Below are 25,209 nucleotides of genomic sequence, written 5' to 3' on the forward strand. Positions count from 1 at the left end.
TGCTCGGCGGTGGGGATTGCCGGGTGACCGAGGAGGAAGGCGCAGCACTAGGGCCTGCGGTGGGTGTGTCCGAGTCGCTGCAACCTGCGAGCAGGATGGCCGCAACCGCTACCGCCAGTGTCTGGCGTCCGGTGGTCTTCATCACGGCCATTCTTGCCCATGGGGCTCCTGGATCAGGCCTTTGGTTCCCAGGCGGCGCTGTCGTAGGTGCCGCCGGAGTGTCGGGCCAGGGCTGCGCAGATGTCTCGCAACTGGTCGACCTGCTCGCTGGTGAGCGCGTCGAAGACCGCCTGCCGGACAGCCTCGACGTGCCCGGGGGCCGTGTCCTTGAGCTTCTGGCGGCCTTCCTCGGTGATGATCGCGACCTGACCGCGACGGTCCGACTCGATCCCTTCGCGGCGGACCCAGCCGACCTTCTCGAGCCTGTTCACCGCGTGCGAGAGACGGCTTCGGGAGCCGAGCGTGGACACGGCGAGCTCGCTCATCCGCAGCCGGCCGTCGGTGGCGTCGGCCAGCCGGACCAGAATCTCGAAGTAGGTGTGTGGCATTCCGGCGTCCCGCTGCAACTGCTGCTCGATCCGGCCGTTCACAACGCGCTGAGCGGCGATGAAGGCTCGCCAGGCCCGCTGCTCTTGGTCATCCAGCCACCGTGGTTCCGCCATTGTCGCAGCGTAACGAGGTCCGGGGGTTCCTGCCGCCTGGGCGAGCCGTGATCAACAGAACGGCGACTGCGCAGACCAGCATTCCACCGGCCGCGAGCAGGCCGATCGTCTCGCCGAACAGCAGGAAGGCGAAGACCATCGTCGTGGGCGGGACCAGGTAGAGCAGCCCGCTGATCCGGGTCGCACCGGACAGCCGGAGGTTGACCAGGTACAGGCCCCAGCCGCCGCCGGTGGCGAGAACGACCAGCCACATCACAGCGCCGTAGAACCGGACTTCGTGCGGCAGGGTGAGCTGCCCGGTGCCTGCGGTGACTGCGACGAAGAACACGCAGGAGACGAGGCTTTGCAGGCAGAGCGCGTCGAGGAGGTTGGTCGTCGGCTTTCGGTGGCGCTCCCAGACCGTGCCGGTCACCAGGCCCAACAGGCCGCCTAGCGGGAGGAGGAAGGTCAGAGCTGGGGTTGCGCCCAGGTCGTCGGCGACGACCAGGGCTACTCCTCCCAGACCGAGGAGGAGGCCGATCCATTGCCGCGGGCTCACGCGCTCGCCGAGCAGCGGGCCGGCGACGGTGGCGATCAGGATCGGCTGTAGGGAGCCGATGAGCGCAGTGACTCCTGCGGAGATGCCATGGTCGATGCCGGTGAAGATCAGGCCCAAGTAGACGCATTGGGTGAGGAAGGCCATCACTGCGTGAGTGATGAGGTCGCTGCGAGTCAGCTTCGGTCTGCGTTTCAGCAGTACTGCGGCAGCGAGGCTCCCGGCGACCAGGTAGCGCCAGGCGAGGAGGTCGAAGGCAGAGGCGTACTCGGTGCCCCACCTCGCACCGATGAAGCCGCAGCTCCAGAACACGACAAAACCTGCACCGGTCAGGACCGGGAGCGCGCGGCGTCGTACAGGCTGGGCTGTGGTCTCCAGCTCGGTGGCGGTCATGGGCCTAAGTAACCACACCGGTCGGTATACTGTCAGTATGGTCGTTCAGCAGGCGAGACTCCTGACGGACCGCGGCGAGCTCGAGGCGGCGCGGCTGACGCCGGCGGGTGAGCGGATCCTCACCGCGGCGTCGACGCTGTTCTACGAGCGCGGGATCCGGACGGTCGGGGTGGATGCGATCGCGGATGCGGCCGAGGTGACCAAGAAGACGCTGTACGACCGGTTCGGGTCGAAGGACCGGCTGATCGCGGCGTACCTGGAGCGACGGAACCGGGTCTGGCACGCGTTCCTCGACGATCAGCTGGCTACCCGGCAGCCGTCGACGCCGGCAGACATGATTCTTGCGTTGTTCGCGGCGTTGACCGACTGGATGGCCGAGTCGCGGCGCGGTTGTGGCTTCATCAACGCGAGCGTGGAGCTGGCGGCGCCGGACCACCCGGCGATGCCGGTGATCGTGGCGCAGAAACAATGGATGCGGGCCGAGTTCGCGGCGCAAGCCTCGCTGGGTGGCTTCCTCGAGGTCGAGGAGCTGGCGGATCGGTTGCTGTTGCTGCACGAGGGGGCGCTGGTGTGCTTCCGGGTGGCGGCGATGGAGCATGCGCCGGAGGTCGCGCATCGAGCGGCCGCGGACCTGCTCGCGAGCTGGCCGCTAGTTTCTTCTGGCGACGGTCAGGCCGACGAGGCGGGACACGACCATGGCGACGTACCCGAGGCCGGCTAGCTGCTCGATCATCACCACCGAGCGTCCCCAGGACTTGATCGGCACGATGTCGCTCAGGCCGGTACTGGACAGCGTGGTGAAGCTGAGGAACAGCAACTCCAGCCAGCTGCGGTCCTGAGCCGGGTTGACCGCTGCGATGAAACTGCCCGGGACGAGCGCCTGGACGAAGACGAACAGGTAGGCGAAACCCCAAGCGACCAAGGTGAAAGTGGCGCCGGTGGCCCAGAGTTCGTCGGCGCTGACGTCGTGGTCGGACAGCATGTAGCGCAGCAGGCTGTAGGCCGCATAGAAGTAGAAGACCGCATGGAGCGGGTTGGAGATCAGCACGATCGTCTCGGACGGGCGGAACGCGTCCACCAGCGACAAGACGACGGCGGGGATCCCGAGGCAGACGCTGACCCAGGTGAGGCCGGGCGTCGACCGCACCGAGAAGACGGCGAGGGTCAGGACGACGATGCCCAGGATCTCGAAGGCGACCCGGCCGCCACGGGAGCCCTCCATCACCGGGTAGACCAGCACGCCGAGCAACTGGACGACCAGCAGGATGGCGGACGGGTGCCGCCGGGCGCTGCGGACCAGGTTCATTCGGTCGCCTTCGTTCCTGCCGTCTTCGTTCCCGCTTCCTTTGTTGCCGCTTGCTTCATTCGGTTGCCTCGCGGGAGGCGATGATCGCCTGCCGGCGGGCCAGCCGGTGGCTGCGGCGGATCTCGGCCTCGCGCATCCGGCGGTGATCCTCGTCCGTCTCCGGCACCACCTGCGGCACGGGCCGCGGCTTGCCTTCTTCGTCGACCGCCACGAACACCAGGTACGCCGTCGCGACGTGTACTTGCGGGCTGACCGAATCCCAGCGGTCGGCGGTGATCCGCACGCCGACCTCCATCGAGCTGCGGCCGGTCCAGTTCACCTGGGCGGTGAAGTGCACGACATCGCCGACCCTGACCGGGACCAGGAAGACCATCTCGTCCATCGACGCGGTGACCGCGGGACCACCCGAGTGCCGGGCCGCGACGACGCCGGCGACCGAGTCGACCAGCGTCATCACCACGCCACCGTGAACGGTGCCGAGCAGGTTGGTCTCGTGCTGGGCGGTGATGTGCGACAGCGAGAGCCGGGTGGCCGAGGCGGAGCGGCTCGTCACCTCTTGACGCGCGGCACCCTCGGCCGGTGTGCCGTCTGCGCTGGGGGTGGCTGGCATGGGTCGCTCCTCGGTGCTGTGGATTCCGTGACCGGCTTTCGCCGGCCGAGTTTCTGATGGCTGAGTTTCTGATGGCTGACGCAGGATAACGGGCCGGGTTGTCCACAGGCTCCGAAGTAGCGGCCAGAGATCCGGCCTTCGCTCGTACTTTCTCTGTCGAAGGAGGTGGACAGCATGATCATTCACGACGATTCCACCGAACGGGCCGCAGGCAACGAATCCGGGCCGGCCCACCCGTCACTGGCGCCGTTGTCCCGAGCCGAGGCCGCACACCTGGTGCGGCTGAGCCTCGAGGCCGCCGCCGATCACGCCCTGCTGGCCCGGTACGACGGTGGCGGAGCGCTCAGCCTGCGACTCAGATCCGAGGTGACCGAATCGCCGCCCGCCGAACACTTCGAGGCCGGATTATCGAACCTGGCCAGGATCGTGGCCGGCCAACGACCGGACCACTGGCCACGGCTCGTCGGTGAACACTTCGACCGGTTGGCCCACACCCTGCGCCAAGGACCACCGCCACGACCGGCGGATCCGTCGCGCGAGCTCTTCCAACGACTCGCCGCGAAAGACTCGCTCGAGCCACGGATGCTCTGCTCGGCGCCCGAGTTCGTGCCAGGCCTGCTCTCGGTGCCGGCCACGGCCACCGACGGCACGATCGCGATGTACTTCGACCCGCTCGCGGATCTCGGCCTGACCTGGGCGGAGGCCGAGTCGCACGGCCTTCGCAACCTGCGTTCCCTGACGGACACGGTCGCCTACGCGGAGTACGAGGGCACCCAGGTCGCCATGATCAGCGGCAGCGACTTCGCCGCATCGCGAGCCCTAGTCCTCGACACGGTCCTGCGCGAGTCCCTCCATGTCGAGAACCCGCAGTACGGCGTACTGGCGGCGATGCCGGTCCGGGATCTGTTGCTTGTGCACGTGATCACCGACCTGTCCGTGCTTCCGGCGCTCGGGATGATGCTCAATCTGGCAGGGCGGTCACACGCCATCGAGCCGGGGCCGCTGAGTCCATGGGTCTACCTGGTCGCCGCGGACGGCTGGCAGCTGGCGACGCGAGCCGCTGACGATCCCGGGCTCTCACCACGGTTCGTTGCCCTGATGCACCAACTCGACGAGGCCTCGTGATGGCGACGACGGCGCGTGGTGACACCTTTGGTTCCATGGGAGAGCCGATGCCAGAGTCAGAGTCCGGTCTGCACGAGCTGTTCGGGAAGGCGGCCGCGCGGGCCGCGGAGTACAGGGATTCCCTGGGCAAGCGGCGGGTCGGTGCGGCCAAGAGTTTCGCCGAGGTCCGGGCCGATTTCCATCGACCACTCGGGCAGAAGGGGCGGCCGGCCGACGAGGTGATCGACGAGCTCGCCACGCTGGCCGAGGGCGGACTCGTCTCGACCGCAGGACCGCGATACTTCGGCTTTGTCGTCGGCGGCGCCCTGCCTGCGGCCAGTGCGGCCGACATCCTGGCGGTCGGCTGGGACCAGAACGGGTGGAACAGCGTGCTGTCCCCAACCGCCGCGGCCGCCGAGGATGCCGCGGGTGAATGGCTGAAGGATCTCCTCGGCATCCCCGCGACGGCATCGGTCGGCTTCGTCACCGGCGCGCAGGCAGCCAACACCGTCGGGCTCACCGCTGCCCGGCACCACGTTCTGAAGAACGTCGGCTGGGACGTGGAGAAGGACGGCTTGGCCGGAGCTCCGCGCGTCCGGATCCTCGCCGGCGACGAACGGCATGCCACGATCGACCGGTCGTTGCGGTTGCTCGGATTCGGCTCGGATTCGCTGGAACTCGTCCGCAGCAAGGCGAACGGGGAGATCGACCTCGACGATCTGCGCACCCGGCTGGCCTGGCACGAGGGACCGTTGATCGTGTGTCTCCAAGCAGGCAACGTGAACACGGGCGCTTCAGACGCTCTCGGCGAAGCGTGCGAGCTGGTCCACGAATACGGCGGATGGGTCCACGTCGACGGCGCCTTCGGACTCTGGGCCGCGGCAAGTCCGACCCACCGGCACCAAGTAGCCGGCGTGGAGCTCGCCGATTCCTGGGGCTGCGACGGCCACAAGTGGCTCAATCTCCCCTACGACAGCGGTTTCGTCTTCTGCGCCCATCCCGAGTCCCACGCCGCCGCCCTCGGCTACAGCGCGTCGTACCTGGTCAGCTCCGGCGCCCCCGAGCCAGGCGACTACGTCATGGAGTCCTCCCGCCGAGCCCGAGGTCTAGCAGTCTGGGCCGGCCTACAAGAACTCGGCCGCGACGGCGTCGCCCACTTGGTCGACCGCTGCTGCACCCTGGCCAAGTCACTCGCCGACCAACTGACCGCAGCCGGCTACGAGGTCGCCAACGAGGTAGTCCTGAACCAAATCCTCGTCTCCTTCGGCACCGACACCGAAACCGACCGAGTCATCGCCGCCAACCAATCCAACGGCACCAGCTGGATGGGCGGCACCACCTGGCACTCCAAGCGCTACATGCGCATCTCGATCTCCAACCACCAAACCACCCCCACCGACCTCACCCGAACCATCGAGGCCCTCCAGACGATCACCCACTGACGCACCCCGGTGACTCGCTGATGTGGGTAGCCATCCACCCAACATGAGCACCACCACCGGACGCGCAACAACCACCCGAACACCTCAGAAAGCCCCGAGGCCACCACCGCCCACCTGAGCGGCGGTGACTTGAAGACGCTGCCGCCCCACCTCCCCAATCCTTGCCCCGGGCAACACCAACCAACCCTCCACCCGCTCCCAGACGGGCATCCCCCACAACCCTTCGGGCACCTTCTCCCGGACCAGCCCTCCCCTGCCCCCATCCGATGCGTCACTAGAACTACCAACCGGCGCCAGCAGACATCGACTGGCCACAAGACACAAATCCAGGTGGCCCAGACGGCGCGAGGTGCAGTGGAGGAAGTCCGAGGTGCGGTGGAGTGGAGGAGCTACGAGGAGTACGAGCGATTTGAGGCGGGCCCGAAGCGCCTGTGGTGTGAGGCGCAGTGGATGGAGTGTGACCGGCAGTGGAGGTGCCGCCTGGAGCGCAGAAGGTGCGGGCGCTGGGGTTGAGGTGCGCGGCCTATTCGAAGGGAGCCGCAACGACGTTTCGGTGATACTCGAAAATCACGCTGGTGCGGGTCGAGGCCACGCTGCGCTTACCTGAGAGATGGTCGACAACGAAGCGTCGCAACTCCGACGAGTCGGGAACCGCGACGTGGACGAGGAAGTCATCGGTTCCGCCGATGAAGAACAGCTGGACGACCTGCGGCAAGCCCCGCACTCCACGCGTGAACTGGCTGATGCTCTCCTGTCGCAGGCCGGGTCGAAGCGTGACACCGATCATCGCCTGCAGCCCGTTGCCGATCGCAGCCTGGTCCACCGCCGCGTGGAAACCGGCAATTACCCCTCGTTCCACCAGTGATCGCACTCGTCCGTGCGCCGTCGACGCGGCGATGCCGGCCGCTTGTGACAGTTCGCTGTTCGTGGCCCGCCCGTCGGCTGTCAGACGCGCAAGCAACTTCTCGTCCACCGAGTCAAGCGCTGGGGCCGGAAGATTCTTCGCCGATGGGGTCACTTGGGACCCGCTCGTCGAACTCATGAGCCAACATCCCTCCCTGTGTCGGAAAATATTCGGATTCATTGTAGCCACTCCGAACGGCATGCGAGGGTTTCCCCGAATCTGCGAACGGCCTAAGGAGAAAGCGATGCGAGTCGGCGTCCCTACCGAGATCAAGAACAACGAGAACCGGGTGGCGATCACGCCGGCCGGCGTGGACACCCTCGTCGCTCGAGGCCACGAGGTGCTTGTCCAGCGGGGTGCCGGTGCCGGCTCCCGGATCGCCGACAACGCGTATGCCGACGCCGGCGCCACCATCGTCGATTCTGCAGAGGAGGTCTGGGGCGAGTCGGATCTGGTCACCAAGGTGAAGGAGCCGATCGCTACTGAGTACGGGCTCCTCCGTGAAGACCAGGTGCTGTTCACCTACCTGCACCTCGCTGCCGATCGGCCGTTGACGGATGCGCTGCTGTCCGCGCGGACGACCTCGATCGCCTACGAGACCGTGCAGCTACCCGACCGCACTCTCCCCCTGCTCTCGCCCATGAGCGAGGTCGCGGGGCGGCTCTCGGTCTCGGCCGGGTCGTACTTCCTGCTGAGCGCGGCGGGCGGGCGCGGAACACTGCTCGGCGGTGTCGCCGGCACTCAGAGGGCCAAGGTGGTCGTGATCGGCGGTGGCGTCGCCGGCGAGCACGCGGCCGCGAACGCCATCGGACTCGGCGCAGACGTCACGGTCATCGACCTGTCCCTGCCTCGCCTGCGTGAGCTCGAGCACCGCTACGCCGGTCGCATCCGGACCAGCGCCTCCAGCCGGTGGGAGATCGCCGAACAGGTCGCGACGGCGGACCTGGTCATCGGCTCCGTGCTCATCCCCGGTGCTGCCGCGCCCAAGCTCGTCACCGACTCGATGGTCGCCACGATGAAGCCGGGCTCGGTGCTCGTGGACATCGCGATCGACCAGGGCGGCTGCTTCGAAGGATCCAGGCCGACCACCCACGACGCCCCCACCTTCCAGGTGCACGACTCCCTCTACTACTGCGTCGCGAACATGCCGGGCGCGGTCGCGGAGACCTCCACCCGGGCCCTCACGAACGCCACCCTCCCCTACCTCACGGCGCTGGCCAACAAGGGATGGGAAGCGGCCACCGAGCAGGACCCGGCACTTGCGAAGGGCCTGAACACCCACGCGGGCCGTATCACGAACGCCGGCGTCTCCGCGGCGTTCGATCTCGAACTTGCCGCCATCTAGCCATTCCCCGCTGAGGCGGCCCCACCCGGCCGCCCCGGCAACTTGGCCGGGGCACGGCACTGGGGGCGATGCCGGCCACACATCCCACGAGGCGCAGGCGGGTTCGGTCAGCTGTGCAGGCGACTTCGAACATCGACAGGAGAGGCTGATGGCGGTTATCGGGTTTATCGGTAGCGGGCTGGTGGGGAGTGCCGTGGCCAGGCGGGCGTTGGCTGCTGGGCATCAGGTGGTGATGAGCAATTCGCGCGGGACGCGGAGCCTGGCGCGGTTGGTGCGGGAGTTCGGGCCGGCGGCGCGGGCGGCTACCCCTGGTGAGGCGGCGACGGTCGCGGATCTGGTGGTGCTGGCGATTCCGTACGGAAAATTCCCGCGACTGCCCCGGGACGAGCTGACCGGCCGGATCGTGCTCGACGCGTGCAACTACCTGCCGTACCGCGACGGACGGGACCGCGCGATCGACGAAGGCCGTACGTCGACCGCCGAGGTGCTCGCCCAGCGCCTGCCCTACAGCACGATCGTCAAAGGACTCAACACCATCGCCGCCGGCCAGATCCTCGCCGATGCCACCCCACCCGGTACGCCGAACCGCCGAGCCATCCCGATCGCCGGCGACGACATCATCGCCAAGCAGATCGTCGCCCGCTTCATCGACGACCTCGGCTTCGACGCTGTGGACGCCGGCCCCCTCTCCGGCGGCAGAGGCCCCCACTTCGACCCCCGCACCGCCTGGCAACCCCCACTGACAGCCCCAGCCCTAGCCGCCGCACTCACCTGACCCACACGCTTCGGGGTTGACCCCTGAGGTGGTTCGTAGCGCCGAGATCGATAGAGCAACAGGCAAAGGACTGGGCGATGCCCCGGCAGAGGAGGCACCGCCCAGTCGGCAGGAATTCGTCTAGTTGCCTATAGCAACCGATAGAACAGGCCGTCAGGCTGCCGGGGGCATCAGGACGGTGTCGATCAGGTAGACCGTGGCGTTGGCGGTCTTTACGCCGCCGCAGATGACCTTGGCGTTGTTGACCATCAGGTTGTTGCCCGAACCCGTCACGGTGACGGAGCCCTTCTCGACGGTGGCCTGCTTGCCGACGACCGCGTCGGGGGCCAGCTGGCCGGGAACGACGTGGTAAGTCAGGATCTTGGTCAGCAGCGCGCTGTCGGTGCCCAGCGTCTTGATCGTCGCGGCCGGGATCTTCGCGAACGCGGTGTCGACCGGCGCGAACACGGTGAACTCGCCACCGTTCAGCGTCGAGACCAGATCGACCTTCGGGTTCAGCTTGCCCGACACCGCGGCAACCAGCGTCTTCAGCAACGGGTTACCCGATGCGGCGGTGGCCAGCGGCGCGGCGGCCATGCCGTCGACCGAACCGGCGCCGGTCGGGTTCGCCTTGGCGTAGTCGGCACAACCCGGGCCGACCAGACCGGACGCGTTGTCGACCATCGGGGTCGAGGACGTCGACTCGGTCGGCTGCGAGGACGAGGTGGTCGTCGAAGGCGAGGAACCGGCGTCGTCATCGCTGCCACAGGCAACGGTTGCGAAGAGCAACGAAACGGCGGAGGCGGCCAGGGCGACGCGCTTGATGGTGTGGGACATGACGATCCTTCTCCTTGGGATTGGTTTTCCCGGCGTGATCACTGCTGTGCCGCCAGGCGTGCGTTCAAAGGGACTGCAGGATGGTGCGGTCGGTTACTCGACCATCACCACCGTGTTGTGGAGGCCGCTCGACCCGTTCGGCCGGGGCGCCGCGCGGTCGGCGGTCTGCACCTGTCCGGTGGCGTCGGTCGCCCGGACGGTGAGTTTGTGGTTGCCGGGCGTCGCATCCCAGCGGAAGGTCCACTGCCGCCAGGTGTCGATGGTGTCCTCGGCCGCGAGCATCGCGGGCTGCCAGTCACCGTCGTCCACCTGTACTTCGACCTTGGCGATACCCCGCTGCTGGGCCCAGGCGACTCCGGCCGCGACGGCGGGTCCGGGCTTGATCCGGGCGAACCCTCTCGGTACGTCGATCCGCGAGGAAGTCTTGATCGGCGCCTCGACCGACCAGCCGCGATCGGTCCAGTAGGCGCTGAAGTTCTCGAACTTCGTCACCTCGAAGTCGACCAGCCACTTGGTCGCGGAGACGTACCCGTACAACCCGGGCACCACCATCCGGACCGGGAAGCCGTGCTCGAAGGGCAACGGCTCACCGTTCATGCCGACGGCGAGGATCGCGTCCCGCCCGTCGGTCAGCGCCTTCAGCGGCGTACCAATGGTCAGTCCGTCGACGCTGGTCGACCTGACCGCGTCGGCGCCGCCCTGGACGCCGGCCTCGCGGAGGAGTTCGGCGATCGGTACGCCGATCCAGCGCGCGTTCCCGACGTACGGGCCGCCGACCTCGTTGGAGACGCAGGTGAGGGTGATGTCACGCTCGATCAGCCGCCGGTCGAGCAGGTCGGCGAAGCTCAGCCGGAGCTCCCGGTCGACCATTCCGTGAATGCGCAGCTGCCAGTTGCGCGGATCGACCTTGGGCACCGTCAGCAGCGTGTCGACGCGGTAGAAGTTCGGGTTCGGGGTGAAGAACCGGCTCACCCCTGCTACGTCCGCCGTCGCTCCGGCAGGCAGCGCCTGCGCCTTGCTGGCGGGCAGAGGAATCCGGATCGTTCGCCGAGTCGCCTCGGTGACACCGCCAGGCAGGATCTGCGAAACCCCGAGCCCGCCGGCTCCAGCGACCCCCAGCGCAAGCGCGGTCCCCAGGAACTTGCGGCGATCGAACCCATCGGGCGCATCCGCCACACTCACGCCGACGGCACCGGACTCCCCGACCAAGGCACCGGACTTCCCGACCAAGGCAGAGGGCTTCCCGACTACGGCAGTCGGCTTCCCGACTACAACAGTGGGCTTCGTGCCTGTGGCGCTGGGAATCGCGGCGCTGGGACTCGAACCCAAGGCGGCCGGTTTGGAACCTTCGGCGGCGGGGATCTTCCGGCCTCCGCCGCCGCCGAAGGGATCGAGGGACAGGGGCCGAAGTACGAGCACCATGCCGATTGTTGCCACTAGCAACGTGACGATGCCGGGCAGGATCTGGACGAAGTGGTTGGCGGCGAGAGTACGACCGGTGGCGGCGGCGAGAATGGCCAGCGCCCCGAGCAGGACCGTCAGGGCGACGGCGACCCGAGGCTTCGTCGCGCCGATCGCGCCTGCCACCAAGGCGAAAACGGTGACCACCAGGAGGACAACGCCGATCAGAACCGGCTTGTCGGCGGTACCCAGGTTCTTGACGGCGAAGTCTTTGGCGGCGCCCGGCGCCAGGTCGATCAGCTGGGTGCCGACGCCGACCACGGGTGAGGTGCCACCGGCCAGCGCGGCGGTCAGTTCGCCTAGGCCCAGTCCTGCGCCGGCGGCGAGCAAACCTCCCAGCGCTGCGAAGGCCCTGCGTTTTCTCGTGGTCATGCCGGTACTTCGGACCCGCCCACAGCCCGGATGGGTGGAAACTCAGAAAGTTCTCACCCGAGTAGCGACGCCACCCAAAGTCTCTTACCTGTCAGGTGTTTCGGGGCCCCGCGTAGTCGCCCGGCCAGTCGGCGTACCGGATCCGGCTGATGTCGCGGATCTCGCCGAGGGTCGACCATTCGTTGCGGCCGAGCCGGGCGAGCGGTTGCAGCTTGGTGATCTCGGGGTGGTTCCCGTCCAGCACCGACTCGTCGATGCTGATCCGCCGCACCCGGCCGATCACCACGGTCGAATCGCCCAGCTCCACGGTGGTGTGCAGCCCGCACTCGATCGCGACCGGCGACTCGGCCACCCGCGGTACGGCGACCGTCGCACTCGCCTCGACGTGCAACCCGACGGCGGCGAACTCGTCGATCTCCGGCGGGAAGTTCGTCGCCGTCGCGTTCACCTGCTCGAACAGCCGCTCGGCCGCGAAGTTCACCACGAACTCGCCGGTCGCCTCGACGTTGTTCAGGCTGTCCTTGCGCCCGACCGAGGTGAACTGCACCATCGGCGGCTGCACGCACGAAACCGTGAAGAACGAGTGCGGCGCCAGGTTGAGCACGCCCTCGGCCGACCGGGTCGACACCCACGCGATCGGCCGCGGGACGACCACGGCGTTCAGCACGGCGTAGAAGTCCCTGCTACTGATGATCTCCGGATCCATTTCCCTACGCACACCCGTCAGTATCCAGCAGAGGAGAATCGCCTCGATGAAGACACCTCTGCGCGACGCCCTGGCCACCCGGTACGACGTACCGGCCGACGCGATCCGCGAAGTACCAGGCGGCGTCGCCAACCGTGCCTACGCGCTCGGCGACGACCTTTTCGTCCGGATCCCCCGCAGCGGCGCGTTCGAGAAGGACCTGCTCAAGGAAGCCGCCGTGATCCCAGTGGCCCGCGCGGCCGGAGTACGTACCCCCGCGATCGTCGACCTCGACACCACGCGCGCGCTGGTCGATGCGCCGTACATGATCCTCGAGCGGGTCCACGGCACCGACCTGGTCGATACCGACGAGCCAGGGCCGGCCTTCTGGCAGGAGGTAGGCAGCCAGGTCACCCTGCTCCACCAGGTGGACCAGCCGCCACACGGCGTAGCGCCGGACGACGGCGGCGGAGCCCCAGACGTGGAGCAGCTGGCCGCAGACGGCTACCTAGACCCCGGTACTGCGAACTGGCTCCGCAGCTGTCTCGACCACCTGGCCACCCTCATCCCCCGCGACCAGCGGGTGCTCCTGCACGGGGACCTGGCCCAGCAGAACCTGATGGCCCAGGGCAACCACCTGGAGGCCCTGATCGACTGGGGCGACGCCGCCTGGGGTCCACCAGGCATGGAGTTCGCCAAGCTCCGCCTGGAGCACGTGGTCGCTGTACTGGCCAACTACCCCCACCACGAAGGCCTGGAGGCGAGCATTCTCTGGTTCCACCTCTGCTGGGGCCTGAGCAACCTGGCCAAAGGCCCGCAACCGAGCCAACGGCACTGGACTGCCCCGCCGACCAGCCGGCTACTCGGAGTACTGCGCTTCTACGCCTCGTCACCACCTGCGCCCTGGCCGGACTTGCTCGAGAAGCCCAGTAAGAAGCCCAGTAAGAAGGCCCAGTACTGAGACTCACAAGCCATGGAAAACAAGGGTTCGCGGACTTGTCACGACATGGGGCAGACTGAGGAACTGTGACTGACTACGTAGCTGCTCAGGACCGGTACGACGACCAGATGACCTATCGGCGCAGTGGCCGCAGCGGTTTGCAGCTGCCGGCGATCTCGCTGGGCCTGTGGCACAACTTCGGCGGTGACAAGCCGCTCGACACCCAGCGCGACATCCTCCGCCGCGCCTTCGACCTCGGCGTCACCCACTTCGACCTGGCCAACAACTACGGCCCGCCGTACGGCTCGGCCGAGACCAACTTCGGCGGCCACTTCGCGCGCGACTTCAAGCCGTACCGCGACGAGCTGCTGATCTCCACCAAGGCCGGCTACGACATGTGGCCGGGCCCCTACGGCCAGGGCGGCGGGACCCGCAAGTACCTGCTCGCCTCGCTCGACCAGTCCCTGGACCGGATGGGCCTCGACTACGTCGACATCTTCTACTCGCACCGCTTCGACCCGGACACCCCGCTGGAGGAGACGATGGGCGCGCTCGACAGCGCCGTCCGCTCCGGCAAGGCGCTGTACGCCGGCATCTCGTCGTACTCCGCGCAGAAGACCCGCGAGGCGGCCGCGATCCTCGCCGAGCTCGGGACGCCGCTGCTGATCCACCAGCCGTCGTACTCGATGCTGAACCGCTGGATCGAGGAGGACCTGCTCGACGCCGTCGGCGAGCTGGGAGTCGGCGTGATCGCCTTCTCGCCGCTGGCCCAGGGCCTGCTCACCGACCGGTACCTGGACGGCGTGCCGGAGGGTTCCCGGGCGTCCAAGGGCACCTCGCTGGGCACCGACCAGCTCACGGAGGAGACGCTCGGCCACGTCCGCGCGCTGAACGAGATCGCCAAGCAGCGCGGCCAGTCGGTCGCCCAGCTGGCGCTGGCCTGGACGCTGCGCGACGACCGCGTCACCAGCGCGCTGATCGGCGCCTCCAGCGTCGCCCAGCTCGAGGACAACCTGGCCACGGTGAAGAACCTGAAGTTCACCCAGGACGAGCTGGACGCGATCGACGCCGACGCCGTCGAGGCCGGTATCAACCTGTGGAAGACGAGCTCCGAGGCCTGACGGTTCGATTACGGGCTGTGCCGAGACGGTTGCGATCGGCACAGCCCGGGCACAGAGTGGGAATACCCCCCTCTGGAGGTGGTTGACGATGACCGCTTCGACACTCGAACTGGCCCTCACGTACGAACACGAGAAGATCCGCGAGCTGGCCGCTCCGGCGCATGAGCCGGCCGCGGCGCGGCCCGATCGCCGGCACGAGACCGACTGGTTCTACGCGATCGCGGCCCAGCACCTGGCCGCCGCGGAGGACGTCCTGCTCCCGCACGTCCGGCGCCTCCCCGACGGCCGCAACCTGGTCAGCACGTACGTCGGCAACGCCCGGCAGCTGGAGCGATCGCTGCGCTTCCTCAAGGCCCGCCAGTACGGCGACAGCCGGGTGCTGCACCTGGACCCGGCTGACGTCTGGCAGGTCATCGACCGCCTGCTCGACGAGCACGAGCGGCTCGAGGCGGAGTACAGCCGGATGATCGGCGAGGAACTCGACGGCGAAGGCGTCAGCGCGCTGACGGACAAGCTGCTCAGTGCCGAAGAGGTCGCCCCGACCCGCGCACACCCGTTCTCCCCACACACCGGTACTGCCGGCCGGCTCGCGCACCGGATGTGGCGAATGGCCGACGCGGCCTGGGACAGCGCCGAGGGACGCGTAGTACCGACCAAGTACCACGTACACCCGAAACGCGACTCAGCCTTATCGCACTACCTCCGCGGCACCCCCATCCCGGACGGCGACGACCAGTAGCCGGCAAAAGCGATCGGGCCCGTCTTCACCGGATGCCTCCGGTGGGACGGGCCCGACCTGGGACCCTCCCCCACTGCGCCTGGTTGTGAGGGAGAGCCTGGTTCCCGCCGCCGCTGCGCCTGGTGTGCGGCGGTGGGTCTCTGCGCCCTCCCCCGCTGCGCCTGGTGTGCGGGGGAGGACGGATCTTGGGTTATTTCAGGGCTTCGATCGCCTTCTTCGCGCCGGGGTGCAGTTGGACCGGCGCCGTGTTCGCGGCGTCCTCGATGCTGATCGCCTTGGCCGCGGCGTTCACCTGCACCAGCGCCTCCTTGTTGTCGAAGATCGCCTTGGTCAGCTTCTCGGCCAGCTCGTCCGACATGTTCTTGCGGACCAGCAGCACGTTCGGCACGATCACCGTGGCCACATCGCCCGGCTGCTTGTAGGTCGCGGCCGGAATGTTGCCCTGGGCATAGATCGTGCCGTAGGTCTTGGTCAGCGCGGGCAGCAGGTCGGTGATCGGGATCAGCTTGACGTCCTTGCCCAGGCTCGTCATCAGGTCGGTGATGCCGCCGGTCGGCAGCCCGCCGGACCAGACCAGCGCGTCGATCGAGCCCGCCTTCATCCCGTCGACCGACTCCGGCAGGCCCAGCCGCTGCGCCTTGACGTCGCGCGCCGGGTCCAGCCCTGCCGCCTCGAGCAGCCGCCGGGCGATCACCTCGGTGCCGGAGTTCGGCGAACCGGTGGAGACTCGCTTGCCCTTCAGGTCGGCGACCTTGGTGATCCCGGCCGAGGCCCGGACCGCGACCTGGGTGTAGTTCGGGTAGAGCCGGGTGAGCGCGACGACGTCCTGCGGGGTCGTGAAGCTGTGCTCGCCCTTGACCGCGTCGGCGGCGGTGTCACCCAGCGAGAACGCGATGTCGTAGTTGCCCGCGACCAGACCCTGGACGTTCTGCACCGAGGCGCCGGTCTCGCTCGCGGTCGCCCGGTAGCCCTCGACCTTCTCCGAGAACACCTTCGCCATCGCGCCACCGAGCTGGTAGTAGACGCCGGTCGTGTTGCCGGTGGCGATGGTCAGCCGGCCACCATCGGTACCGGCCTTGCCGGCCTCTGGTTCTCGTTGCCCTCCGCAAGCGACCAGTGAGACGGCGGCAGCGAGCGCGACCACGGCGGCGGGGAAGCGTCGACGGGTTCTCATGAGGTGGCTGGTCCTTCCGTTGGGCCAGTCAGGCGGTGTCGCCGGACTAGATTGACAAGTACGGCGATAACTAACAAACCGATTCCGGCAGCGATAGTTACGGGCGCGAGGTAGAGCAGCAGGAGCGCGGCCGGAACGCAGAGCAGCCGCTCGACCCAGCCGGTCGCGATCACGATCCAGCCACCCGTGACGACGGCCAGGGCGGCGACGGCGAGCATAGAGACCGCGAGGGTCCACACCATGCCGATCAGGCTGCCCTGACCCAGCAGGCGGGCGCCGTTGTCGGTCAGTACGAACGCGAACGGCACCAGGAACGCGGGCAGCGTGTACTTCCACGCCTGCCACATCGTCGGCATCACCTTGCCGCCGGTGATCGCGGACGTCGCCACGGCGGCCAGCGCGGTCGGCGGCGACACCTCGGACAGTACGGCGTAGTAGAAGATGAACATGTACGCCTCGGGCTGGGTGACGCCCAGCTGCACGAGAGCCGGCGCGATGATCACGGCCGCGATGATGAACGAGGCCGTCACCGGCACCGCGAGCCCGAGGACCAGCACCGCGAACGCCGACAGCACCACGGTCAGGATCAGCACCACGGTGTGGTTGTCGGTCAGCCCCTTCGCCGCGTCGACGATGATCGCGGCCAGGTTCAGCCCGAGCCCGGTCTGCGTGGTCACCGCGACGATCACGCCGGCGGTCGCGCAGGTCGCCACCACCGGCAGTACCGAACGGGTGCCCTGGGCAAGCGCTTTGAACAGCGGCCCGGCGGTCAGCCGGTGCTCCTTGTCCAGGAACGACAGCGCGAACTGGATCACCACGGCGTACACGACGGCCTTGAACGGCGGCACGTCGACGGCCATGAAGGCGATGATCACGAACAGCGAGAGGAAGTGGTAGCTGAACCGCTTGAGCAGCTTCCACGCCGACTGGGTGGACGGCTCGCCCTCGGTGGTGCCGTGCCGGCGGGCGTCCATCTCGATCGCGAGCAGGATGCCCAGGTAGTACAGGATCGTCGGGATCACCGCGTAGCCGAGGACGGTCAGGTACGACACCTGGAGGAACTCGGCGATGATGAACGCGGCGGCGCCCAGCGTCGGCGGCGACAGGATCGCGCCGATGCCGGCCGCGGCGAGCATGCCGCCCGCGGGCTCCGGCGGGTAGCCCGCGCGGCGGAGGATCGGCCACGAGACGGTGCCCAGCGAGACGGCGGTCGCAGTACCGGAGCCGGAGACGCTGCCGAGCAGGAAGCCGGCCAGCGTGACTGTCCGGCCGGGCGCCGTCCGGCTGCGCTTGAACGCGGCGAAGGACAGATCGATGAAGAACTTGCCGGCGCCGGAGTGGTCCAGCACAGCGCCGTAGATGGTGAAGAGCACGATGTAGCTGGCGGCGACGTTCAGCGGCGTACCGTAGAAGCCGGCCGTGCCCATCGTGAACTGCCCGATGATCGCGGAGAAGTTGAAACCCTGGTGGGCCAGCGACCAGGTGTAGGGCAGGTAGCCGCCGTAGTACGCGTAGGCGATGAACAGCACGCTGACCAGCGGCAGCACCCAGCCCGTCGTCCGGCGGCAGGCCTCGAGCAATAAGACGAGCAGCAGCGCGCCGGTCAGCACGTCGAGCGTCGTGGGCGACTGGCGGCGTTCGAGGAAGCCGTCGAAGTCGATCAGCGGGTAGAGGCAGACGGCCAGCGCGAGCAGCGCCAGGAGCCAGTCCGACAGACCGGGGTCGTCATGCGAGCGGGCCTCTGAACGGGCGCTGAAGGGATTCAGGAAGGCCGGCACCTTCCAGCCCCGATAGCACAACAAAGTGATCGGCAGGACCGCTGCGAGAAAGATCACTAAGTAGAACTGCGTTCCGGCCGGCAGCGGGAAGAACACCTGGAGCAGGACGCCGACGCTGATCACCGCGCACCACAGCGAGATCACCCGGTCCAAGGCAGGACGGAACCGCCGAGCGGGCTTTTCCTGCTCGTACTCGGCTAGTTCGGACTCGGAGAGCGTGGCGCTGCCACCCCCCGATGTTGCACTCACAGTCATCGACTGGTTCCCTCCTGTGGTCGGAGACTAGTGTCGCCGACCACGCCATGGAGTCGCATGATTACGTCTTTACCAAGATCTGACACATAACCCCGTTCCCTGCCCTACGATCACGGCATGAGCGGCGCAGTCAGGATTTTGTTGGTCGAGGACGATCTCGATATCGCGAACGCTCTGATACCTGCGTTGCGCCGGTACGGGTTGATGGTGACGCACGTCCGGACGGCTGCGGACGCGCTCGCCGCCGACCCCGGAGACCTCGTTCTGCTGGACCTCGGGCTCCCCGACGGTGACGGCATCAACGTGTGCCGGCAGATCCGTACGGTGTCGGACGTTCCGGTGATCGCGGTGACCGCCCGAGGTGAGGCGGCCGACCGCGTCCGTGGGTTGCGCAGCGGCGCCGACGACTATGTCGTCAAGCCGTTCGCGATCTCCGAGCTGCTGGCCCGGATCGATGCTGTACTACGCCGTACCGGTCTACTGCAGCCCCGCCCCCGGGTGACCGTCGGAGACCTGACCGTCGATATCGAGGCACGCACGGTCCAGGTCGCCGACAAGCCCATCAGCCTGACCCGCAAGGAGTTCGACGTGCTAGCTGTGCTGGCCGCCCACCACGGCCGGGTGGTGCCGCGCGAGCAAGTCGCGCTGTACGCCTGGCAGTCGGTCTTCGAGGCCTCCTCGCGGACGATGGACGTGCACGTCGCGAGCCTGCGCGCCAAGCTCGGCCGGCCCGAACTGGTCCAGACCATCCGCGGCGTCGGCTACCGCCTCGGCTCGGACTGACCGTTGCGCCGTCGTCTGCTGCAGTCCCTCGTCCCGATGGTGATCGCACTCGCCATCGTCGCCGCCGTCCCACTGGCCAACTTCATCGCGATCGGTGCGTCGCGCACTCTGTTCCTGTCCCGCAGCAACGACGCGGACTGGTTCGCCACCATGGCCGAGGCGCCGCTGCAGTCCGGCGACATCGCCAGCCTGCGTGAGCTCGCGGTCCGCTACCACGAGCTCTACAACACCCCCGTCTTCGTCGTCGACGTCGACAGCCGGGTGATCGCCACCTCGCGCTCCGGCGTGAACGTCCTCGAGCCCGATCTGGCGGCCGCCCTGGGCAGCACGCTGGCTGGCCGGCTGCCGGCCGAACCACCGGCCATGTGGCCCTGGAAGTCCGGCGAGATGGTCGTCGCCCGCCCAGTCGTGAACAACGGTCGCGTCCTCGGCGCCGCAGTACTGCGGGTGCCGACCGAGCGCGCCCGCGACCAGGTGCAGAACGGCCTGCTGCTGCTCCTCGGTGGTCTGCTGATCAGCATCGGCGCCGTCGTCATCGGTATCGTCCGCCCGGTCACCCGTTGGGTACTGCGGCCGCTGAACGATCTCGACAACGCAACCCACCAGGTCACCCGCGGCGCGCTCGACACCCGGGTCTCCACCGACGGCCGCGCGCCCGAGCTGCGCCGGCTGGGCGACAGCTTCAACTCGATGGCGCTCAGCCTGCACCAGGCCCGCCAGCGCGAGCGCGAGTTCGTCGCCGACGCGTCGCACCAGCTCCGTACTCCGCTGACCTCGGCCCGGATCCACATCGAGGGCCTGTCCCGGCTGTCACCGACCGCGCGGTTCGCGCTGAGCGACATCGACCGGCTCGGCCGGATCGTGCAGCGCCTGTCCCGGCTGGCCGGCTCGGACCGTCCAGGCGACGCCGAGGGCAGCGAAGAGCCACTGGACCTGGCCCAGGCGGTCAAGGAACGGCTGGTCGGCTGGAAGGCCGTCTACTCCGCCGACGACCTGGAACTCATCATCGGCGAGATGGTCCCCGGCGGCGTCGCCTCGGAGCTCGAGGTCGACGACATCCTCGACGTCCTGCTCGACAACGCCTCGAAGTACGGCGCACCTCCGGTCGAGGTCTCGGTACTGCGCGACGGTACCGAGGTAGTCCTCTCGGTCCGCGACCACGGCCTCGGCCTCGGCTCCCGCGACCTCAAGAAGGTCGGCGAACGCTTCTGGCGCAGCGCCCACCACCGCGAAATGCCCGGTACCGGCCTAGGCCTGGCCATCGTCCGCTCCGAAGCAGCGAGGGTCGGCGGCCGGGTGGTAGCTCGCCCGCCAATTGGTGGCGGGCTGGTCATCGAGGTCCGAGTTCCGCTGATTGACGACTACGACCTCTAGTACTCCATCCACGCAGGGGCTCCCACGTCGCTCGCCCTCACCCACCCCGCACACTCTCGGGGGTTAACCCCCGAGAGTGCGGGTTGCCCCTTGAGAATCCGGCTAGGCAACCCACCGGTTGAGGGGTTAACCCCCGAGAGTGTGCGGGGCGCGGTAGGTGCCGGGCGCATCGTCGATGGACGCCGGCGCACTCCCCGCGTCGTACTCGGCGCCACCCTCAACGGCGACGTGGTCGGTCGGGCGTACGTAGTGCCGGGGGGCTAGATGTGGTTGGTGCGGTACCAGCGTTCGGCTGCGGGGTGGAGGGGGATCGGCATGGTGGCGATTGCCGAGCGGGCGTCCAGGGAGCCGGCTTCCTTGTGGACTTCGATCAGGTCGGCCTGGCGGCGGAACATCGTGTTGAGGGTCCACCAGGCCCAGGAGTCGGACAGGCCGCGGCGGGCCAGCAGGTAGTTCGGGATGGCCAGGGTCGGTACCGAGCTCGCCAGTTTGTAGACCGACGGCGGGATCGACGACAGTACGTAGCCGCCGAAGCGCTTCAGGGCGATCTTCCCGGCGACGTCGCCGATGTCGACCAGCCGGAAGCCGATCCCGTCCTGCAGGTCGGCGATCGGCTTGGTCGGCAGGCCGCCGCTCCAGATCAACGCGTCGATGCCGCCCTTGACCTTGGGGTTTTCCGCCTTGGCGATCAGCATCTTCACGGCTGAAGCAAGATCGTAGTTCGCCCTCCGGACGCCCTTGACTTCCGCGCTGGCCAGGATCCGCTCCGCGACGACCCTGGTTCCGGACAGCGGCGGGCCGACGTTGACGACCTTGCCCGCGAGCTCCTCGATCTTGTCGATCGGGGACGCCGTCGGCACCACGACGTGCACGTAGTTGTCGTAGGTCCGCGCCAGCGCGCTGAACCGGAGCTTGCCGCTCTTGAAGGTCTCGAGCCCTTCGTAGGCGTCCAGGGCCGAGTCCGACAGGCTGAAGGCGATGTCGGCGGTGCCCTTGTCCAGCATCCGCAGGTTCGCCACCGAGCCCTCGGTGTTGATCGCCTCCATCGTGACCCCGGTCACCACGGTGACCAGCTTGGCCAGGCCCGCGCCATAGACGGAATACACGCCACCCACGTTCCCGGTGGCGATCCTGGCCGGTCCGTCCGGGGCCGGCTCGTTCGACCGGCCGCGCGAGCACCCCGGTACTACCAGGGAGGCCGCCGCGGCGGCTCCGAATCCGAGGGCGTTGCGGCGATTCAGGAGGTGGGCGCGATCCATGTAGGACAACCTAGAGGCCAAGTGGTCCGGAGGCTACTCACTGTGCTCGAACCGATAGCGTCTGGACGGGCCCCTCCTCTTTGTGACAGCGTTGTCATCGCACCGGCCGCGAGGGCCGCGCCAGACCGTCATCGGAGGATGATTTCGTGCACGACGACCGTCAACTCATCGAGGAGCGGCTCCAGCGCGCCCTGCGAGAGCGGATCCGCCCCGCGATCTACGGCGCGGCCGTCCCGCTGGACATCAAGGTGTGGCACGCGCCTGGTGAGCCGGTGCCGCCCGCCGAGGCGCTCGCGGCCTCCTACGAGCCCGCCGAGATCGGCCTGCCCTGGGGTCCGGCCTGGGGTACCGCCTGGTTCCAGTTCAGCGGCCAGGTACCGGCCGAGTGGGCCGGTAGCGAGATCGAGGCCGTCATCGACCTCGGCTTCAGCGGCGGTCCGGGCTTCTCCGCGGAGGGCCTGGTGCACACCACCAAGGGCGTCCCGCTGAAGGGCCTGCATCCGCGCCAGACCTACGCGCCGCTGTCCATCCTCGGACCGGACGGTACCGCGGCCTCGGCCGGCGACTCGATCGAGTTCTACGTCGAGGCGGCCGCCAACCCCGAGGTACTGGGCTACAACGCCTTCGCGCCGATCTCCTCGGACCTCGGCGCCAAGCCGGAGCCGGGTGGCAAGCCGATCTACCAGCTCACCCGCGCCGACCTGGCCGTCTTCAACGCCGAGGTGTGGGACCTGATCCTCGACCTCGAGGCGCTCAACGGCCTGCAGAAGGAGCTCCCGAAGCAGGAGCCGCGCAGCCGCGAGATCCTCCGCGCACTGAGCCGCGCCCTCGACGTACTCGACTACGAGAACGTCGCCGGTACTGCGACAGACGCGCGCGCCGAGCTCACCGACGTACTGAGCCGTCCTGCGCACGCCAGTGCTCACCAGCTCTCCGCTGTCGGCCATGCGCATATCGACTCGGCCTGGCTCTGGCCGCTGCGCGAGACGCGCCGCAAGGTGGCCCGGACGGTCTCCAACGTCGCCACGCTGGCCGAGGAGTACCCGGAGCTCGTCTTCGCGTTCTCGCAGGCCCAGCAGCACGCCTGGGTGAAGGAGAACTACCCCGACGTCTGGGAGCGGCTGAAGAAGGCCGTTGCCGACGGCACCATCGTTCCGGTGGGTGGCATGTGGGTCGAGTCCGACACCAACCTGCCCGGTGGCGAGGCGCTGGCCCGGCAGTTCGTGCACGGCAAGCGCTTCTTCCTGGACGAGTACGGGATCGACACCCAGGAGGTCTGGCTGCCGGACTCGTTCGGCTACACCGCCGCGCTGCCGCAGCTGGTGAAGCTGTCCGGCTCGAAGTGGTTCCTGACCCAGAAGATCTCCTGGAACCAGAAGAACAAGTTCCCGCACCACACCTTCTGGTGGGAGGGCCTCGACGGGACGCAGGTGTTCACCCACTTCCCGCCGATCGACACCTACAACTCCGACCTGTCCGGTCGCGAGCTGGCGCACGCGCAGCGCAACTTCGCCGAGAACGGCTCCGCGACCCGCTCGCTGGTCCCGTTCGGCTACGGCGACGGCGGTGGCGGCCCCACCCGCGAGTTCATCGCCACGGCCCGCCGGGTAGCCAACCTGGAGTCCTCGCCGCGGGTGACGATCGAGTCGCCGACGGAGTTCTTCAGCGCGGCGCAGGAGGAGTACCCGAACGCGCCGGTCTGGTCGGGTGAGCTCTACCTGGAGATCCACCGCGCGACGTACACCTCGCAGGCCAAGACCAAGCAGGGCAACCGCCGCAGCGAGCACCTGCTCCGCGAGGCCGAGCTGTGGTCCGCGGCGGCCGTCGTGGCCGGCAAGCTCGACAGCTACCCGTACGACGAGCTGGACCGGATCTGGAAGGCCGTGCTGCTCAACCAGTTCCACGACATCCTGCCGGGCAGCTCGATCGCCTGGGTGCACCGCGAGGCCGAGGAGACGTACGCGAAGCTGGGCGCGGAGCTGGAGGCGATCATCGCGACGGCCCAGCAGGCGCTGGCCGGCGCCGGCGACGCGCAAATCGTCTTCAACGCGGCGCCGCATGCTCGGGAGGGCATCGCCGGTCTCGGCGCGGGGACCACCGTCGGCGAGGGCGCCGCGGTGACGATCGACGGCGGAGTGCTCGACAACGGCGTGATCCGGGTGACGATCGACGAGCGTGGCCTGATCACCAGCCTGTACGACGTTGCCGCGGCCCGTGAGGTGATTGCTCCAGGTAGTACCGCGAACCTCCTGCAGCTGCACGTGGACACCCCGAACCAGTGGGATGCCTGGGACGTCGACTCGTTCTACAAGAACAACGTCCGCGACGTGACCGAGGTCGACAGCGTCGAGTTCAGCACCGTCGAAGGGGTCGCGACGGTCGTCGTGAAGCGCTCCTTCAACCGGTCCAGCGTCACCCAGACGCTGCGGTTGCGGCCGGGCGCCAAGCGGGTCGACATCGAGACCTCGATGGACTGGCACGAGTCGGAGAAGTTCCTCAAGGCGTCCTTCCCGGTCGACGTCCACGCCGACCGGTCGGCGTCCGAGACGCAGTTCGGGCACATCTTCCGGCCGACCCACCAGAACACCTCGTGGGACGCGGCGAAGTTCGAGATCGCGGCGCATCGCTGGGTGCACGTCGGCGAGCCCGGCTACGGCGTCGCCGTGGTCAACGACTCGACATACGGGCACGACATCAACCGGACCGCGCGGGAAGACGGCGGTACCACGACGACCATCCGTACTTCGCTGATCCGGGCGCCGCGCTTCCCCGACCCGCAGACCGACCAGGGCGTGCACGTGGTCAACCACGCGCTCGTCGTCGGGGCGGGTATCCCGGAGGCGATCGAGGAGGGCTACCGGATCAACCTGCCGGAGCGCGTCGTCACCGGCGCCGGGGGCGTCGAGCCGATCGTTGCCCTCGACAACGGCAACGTGATCGTCGAGGCGATCAAGCTGGCCGACGACCAGTCCGGCGACGTCATCGTCCGGCTCTACGAGTCGAGCGGTGGCCGGTCCCGGACCACGCTAACCACCGGCTTCGCGGCCGCGTCGGTGACCGAGGTCGACCTGCTCGAACGCCACCTGGCCGACCACGAGCTGAAGGACGGCGGAGTCGCGATCGATCTCCGCCCGTTCCAGATCCTCACCCTCCGCTTCACCCGCAGCTAGGCGCGTCTCGGGGGTTAACCCCCGAGAGCACAGGTTGCCCCCTCAGATTCTGAGGGGGCAACCCTGCGTCTGAGGGGTCAACCCCAAGGCCGGTTAGTTAGGCGGGTTGGGGCGGTGTCAAGGCGGCGGGGTGTGGATGGTGATGCTGATGGTGGCTTGGTAGGTGGTGCGGTTGGTGTTGGCTGCTTGGGTGGGGTATCTGGAGG

General features: G+C 68.2%; 22 protein-coding genes. 11 read left to right on the forward strand and 11 right to left on the reverse strand.

Going from position 1 to position 25,209, the window contains the following annotated elements:
• Positions 1-173 precede the first annotated feature (173 nt).
• Both G3I17_RS09610 and G3I17_RS09615 read right to left on the reverse strand, forming a co-directional pair.
• Positions 174-662, reverse strand: coding sequence for a MarR family transcriptional regulator (locus G3I17_RS09610; protein ID WP_164595575.1), 489 nt, complete (start codon positions 660-662; stop codon positions 174-176).
• Positions 637-1,590: a DMT family transporter gene (locus tag G3I17_RS09615; protein WP_164595576.1), complete on the reverse strand. Its 954-nt coding sequence runs from the start codon at positions 1,588-1,590 to the stop codon at positions 637-639. Before G3I17_RS09615 ends, G3I17_RS09610 begins: the two co-directional genes overlap by 26 nt.
• Before the next feature lie 37 nt (positions 1,591-1,627).
• Here G3I17_RS09615 and G3I17_RS09620 point away from each other — a divergent pair, with 37 nt between their 5' ends.
• Positions 1,628-2,311 (forward strand): TetR/AcrR family transcriptional regulator, encoded by a 684-nt coding sequence (locus G3I17_RS09620; RefSeq protein WP_164595577.1) that lies wholly within the window; start codon positions 1,628-1,630, stop codon positions 2,309-2,311.
• Here the strand turns inward: G3I17_RS09620 and G3I17_RS09625 are convergent.
• Positions 2,240-2,896, reverse strand: a complete 657-nt coding sequence (locus tag G3I17_RS09625; protein WP_164595578.1) for a potassium channel family protein — start codon at positions 2,894-2,896, stop codon at positions 2,240-2,242. The genes G3I17_RS09620 and G3I17_RS09625 overlap by 72 nt on opposite strands.
• Before the next feature lie 55 nt (positions 2,897-2,951).
• Complete coding sequence (locus G3I17_RS09630) at positions 2,952-3,506, reverse strand: acyl-CoA thioesterase (protein ID WP_164595579.1); 555 nt, start codon at positions 3,504-3,506, stop codon at positions 2,952-2,954.
• A gap of 174 nt (positions 3,507-3,680) precedes the next feature.
• Between G3I17_RS09630 and G3I17_RS09635 the strand changes: the two genes are divergently transcribed.
• A complete protein-coding gene (locus G3I17_RS09635) occupies positions 3,681-4,631 on the forward strand; it encodes a hypothetical protein (RefSeq protein ID WP_203589927.1) in 951 nt (316 codons plus the stop codon).
• A 47-nt stretch (positions 4,632-4,678) separates the two neighbouring features.
• On the forward strand, positions 4,679-6,052 hold the full coding sequence (locus tag G3I17_RS09640; RefSeq protein WP_164595581.1) for a pyridoxal-dependent decarboxylase: 1,374 nt from the start codon (positions 4,679-4,681) through the stop codon (positions 6,050-6,052).
• Positions 6,053-6,575: 523 nt separating this feature from the next.
• Here G3I17_RS09640 and G3I17_RS09645 read toward each other — a convergent pair.
• Positions 6,576-7,025: an Lrp/AsnC family transcriptional regulator gene (locus G3I17_RS09645; protein WP_203589928.1), complete on the reverse strand. Its 450-nt coding sequence runs from the start codon at positions 7,023-7,025 to the stop codon at positions 6,576-6,578.
• Positions 7,026-7,200: 175 nt separating this feature from the next.
• Here G3I17_RS09645 and ald point away from each other — a divergent pair, with 175 nt between their 5' ends.
• The gene (gene ald / locus G3I17_RS09650) at positions 7,201-8,301 is read left to right on the forward strand and encodes an alanine dehydrogenase (RefSeq protein WP_164595582.1); all 1,101 of its coding nucleotides are present in this window, start codon (positions 7,201-7,203) and stop codon (positions 8,299-8,301) included.
• Positions 8,288-9,076 carry an NAD(P)-binding domain-containing protein gene (locus tag G3I17_RS09655; RefSeq protein WP_275402404.1) on the forward strand — a complete coding sequence of 263 codons (789 nt, stop codon included), beginning with the start codon at positions 8,288-8,290 and terminating at the stop codon, positions 9,074-9,076. The genes ald and G3I17_RS09655 overlap by 14 nt, the downstream gene beginning before the upstream one ends.
• A gap of 153 nt (positions 9,077-9,229) precedes the next feature.
• On the opposite strand, the gene G3I17_RS09660 is transcribed toward G3I17_RS09655, so the two are convergent.
• The 3 genes from G3I17_RS09660 to G3I17_RS09670 all read right to left on the reverse strand — a co-directional run bounded on the left by G3I17_RS09660 (position 9,230) and on the right by G3I17_RS09670 (position 12,443).
• On the reverse strand, positions 9,230-9,892 hold the full coding sequence (locus G3I17_RS09660; RefSeq protein ID WP_164595584.1) for a fasciclin domain-containing protein: 663 nt from the start codon (positions 9,890-9,892) through the stop codon (positions 9,230-9,232).
• Between the two features lie 93 nt (positions 9,893-9,985).
• The gene (locus G3I17_RS09665) at positions 9,986-11,725 is read right to left on the reverse strand and encodes a molybdopterin-dependent oxidoreductase (protein WP_164595585.1); all 1,740 of its coding nucleotides are present in this window, start codon (positions 11,723-11,725) and stop codon (positions 9,986-9,988) included.
• 91 nt (positions 11,726-11,816) lie between these two features.
• Positions 11,817-12,443, reverse strand: a complete 627-nt coding sequence (locus G3I17_RS09670; RefSeq protein WP_164595586.1) for a flavin reductase family protein — start codon at positions 12,441-12,443, stop codon at positions 11,817-11,819.
• A gap of 34 nt (positions 12,444-12,477) precedes the next feature.
• Here G3I17_RS09670 and G3I17_RS09675 point away from each other — a divergent pair, with 34 nt between their 5' ends.
• From G3I17_RS09675 to G3I17_RS09685, 3 genes are all read left to right on the forward strand, one after another.
• Positions 12,478-13,371 (forward strand): aminoglycoside phosphotransferase family protein, encoded by an 894-nt coding sequence (locus G3I17_RS09675; RefSeq protein ID WP_164595587.1) that lies wholly within the window; start codon positions 12,478-12,480, stop codon positions 13,369-13,371.
• Between the two features lie 65 nt (positions 13,372-13,436).
• Positions 13,437-14,471 carry an L-glyceraldehyde 3-phosphate reductase gene (gene mgrA / locus G3I17_RS09680; protein WP_164595588.1) on the forward strand — a complete coding sequence of 345 codons (1,035 nt, stop codon included), beginning with the start codon at positions 13,437-13,439 and terminating at the stop codon, positions 14,469-14,471.
• A gap of 88 nt (positions 14,472-14,559) precedes the next feature.
• Positions 14,560-15,210, forward strand: coding sequence for a hypothetical protein (locus G3I17_RS09685; RefSeq protein WP_164595589.1), 651 nt, complete (start codon positions 14,560-14,562; stop codon positions 15,208-15,210).
• A 190-nt stretch (positions 15,211-15,400) separates the two neighbouring features.
• On the opposite strand, the gene G3I17_RS09690 is transcribed toward G3I17_RS09685, so the two are convergent.
• Both G3I17_RS09690 and G3I17_RS09695 read right to left on the reverse strand, forming a co-directional pair.
• On the reverse strand, positions 15,401-16,384 hold the full coding sequence (locus G3I17_RS09690) for a TAXI family TRAP transporter solute-binding subunit (RefSeq protein WP_164595590.1): 984 nt from the start codon (positions 16,382-16,384) through the stop codon (positions 15,401-15,403).
• Positions 16,381-18,417: a TRAP transporter fused permease subunit gene (locus tag G3I17_RS09695; protein WP_164595591.1), complete on the reverse strand. Its 2,037-nt coding sequence runs from the start codon at positions 18,415-18,417 to the stop codon at positions 16,381-16,383. Before G3I17_RS09695 ends, G3I17_RS09690 begins: the two co-directional genes overlap by 4 nt.
• Positions 18,418-18,534: 117 nt before the next feature.
• Here G3I17_RS09695 and G3I17_RS09700 point away from each other — a divergent pair, with 117 nt between their 5' ends.
• Positions 18,535-19,200 carry a response regulator transcription factor gene (locus G3I17_RS09700; RefSeq protein WP_012918592.1) on the forward strand — a complete coding sequence of 222 codons (666 nt, stop codon included), beginning with the start codon at positions 18,535-18,537 and terminating at the stop codon, positions 19,198-19,200.
• Between the two features lie 3 nt (positions 19,201-19,203).
• On the forward strand, positions 19,204-20,574 hold the full coding sequence (locus G3I17_RS09705; protein WP_203589929.1) for a sensor histidine kinase: 1,371 nt from the start codon (positions 19,204-19,206) through the stop codon (positions 20,572-20,574).
• A gap of 260 nt (positions 20,575-20,834) precedes the next feature.
• Here the strand turns inward: G3I17_RS09705 and G3I17_RS09710 are convergent, their stop codons facing one another.
• Entirely contained in the window at positions 20,835-21,833 is a 999-nt protein-coding gene (locus tag G3I17_RS09710) for a TAXI family TRAP transporter solute-binding subunit (RefSeq protein WP_164595592.1), read from the reverse strand.
• A gap of 146 nt (positions 21,834-21,979) precedes the next feature.
• Between G3I17_RS09710 and G3I17_RS09715 the strand changes: the two genes are divergently transcribed.
• Positions 21,980-25,003, forward strand: a complete 3,024-nt coding sequence (locus G3I17_RS09715) for a glycoside hydrolase family 38 C-terminal domain-containing protein (RefSeq protein ID WP_164595593.1) — start codon at positions 21,980-21,982, stop codon at positions 25,001-25,003.
• The last annotated feature ends 206 nt before the right edge of the window (positions 25,004-25,209 follow it).

It is taken from the genome of Streptomyces sp. SID13031 (assembly GCF_010548305.1).
Classification (GTDB): domain Bacteria; phylum Actinomycetota; class Actinomycetes; order Propionibacteriales; family Kribbellaceae; genus Kribbella.